Below are 1,169 nucleotides of genomic sequence, written 5' to 3' on the forward strand. Positions count from 1 at the left end.
TGCGAGCGCGTGAAGGTCGTGGTCTGCGGCGTCCCGCGTCATGTTTTGTGCGCTGCTTCGCATTCTCTGTGCGGCCTGGGTGAACGCAGCGGGTTTCGCCCAGATTTCCGGGCTCGCTCGGGTGCCGACCCCATGCCCTTTCCCGCTGCCCGCAGGAAACCATGTGGGCAGGGAATCGGCGAGCACGGCAATTTGCCTCGCGTCCACTAGGATCAGGCGCCAATTCAGGTGCGAGCGATCCATTTGATCCCGCAGAAGCTTGTCGGTCCTGCCGAGTGTCCTGAAGTGCACCTTGCGTGCGTGGATGATTTGCGCGATGCCAGTGGCATTGGCGCCACCCGCAAAACTCATCAGCAGCGCGACGCTTATCCATAAGAGCGGATCGCGGAGGCGGCAGGTTCGAAAGCCGTTAAAATCCATGGTGCTCTATCCTTGATGTGGAGTAGACGAGCGGGCTGCATAGCCACCCGGTGAATGATCTTCGAAATAAACCATTCATAAATTAAATTAATTGACCTGAGCTTGTAAATAAGGGTCGCCAAGGGTCGCCATTGGTCCGGCGCATGCTGAGGGTACCATACGTCGTGGGATCAAGACCAATGGAGCTCACCCACCGATCAACGATCCTGGCATATTGACGGGTGGACAAATTTGGGGATGCCCTTAGCCGGCTGGGAAAAAGATACTGCTCGGGCTTCAAATCAGCCTTGGCGATCCAGGTCGCCAGGGATTCCCGGGTTTGATCAGTAAGTTCGAACTGAACCGGTCTCTGGGTCTTGCGCTGCAAGATGATGGCGCGGCGAGCGATCTGGCCACCATGGGCCACGTCCTTCACCCGTAAAGCGACCAGATCACATCCACGAAGCTTGCTATCAATGGCCAGATTGAATAGGGCGGGCCAACCCCCTCGTATGGTTGTCCAACTGTAGCCGTATATGGATAGCCCAGATCTCCTTGAGCTTCAGAGGGGGCTTCTGCCCCGTCAGCTTTCCCTTGTTCCAGGGTCTACGATGGTAAGATTCCTTGATCTCATTGCTCATGACAGGCTCCTTGCTTGTATCAGGAGCCTTCATTGTCCTCATCTGGCTGAATGGGCGGTTACCGACCCATTGCTGCCGGTCGATCCGTTAGAGGTTCAACGTCAGGTATCCGCCGGAACCAGCAGGGAG

2 protein-coding genes are annotated in these 1,169 nt (G+C 56.6%); both read right to left on the bottom strand.

Annotated elements, in window-relative coordinates; translation table 11 throughout:
* A partial coding sequence (locus M7F93_RS11570) for a c-type cytochrome (protein ID WP_298173670.1) occupies positions 1 to 420 on the bottom strand: 420 nt, incomplete at its 3' end.
* Between the two features lie 82 nt (positions 421 to 502).
* Positions 503 to 835: a site-specific integrase gene (locus tag M7F93_RS12015; protein WP_366144787.1), complete on the bottom strand. Its 333-nt coding sequence runs from the start codon at positions 833 to 835 to the stop codon at positions 503 to 505.
* Positions 836 to 1,169 lie beyond the last annotated feature (334 nt).

This window comes from Acidithiobacillus sp. (assembly GCF_027322205.1).
Taxonomy (GTDB): Bacteria; Pseudomonadota; Gammaproteobacteria; order Acidithiobacillales; family Acidithiobacillaceae; genus Acidithiobacillus.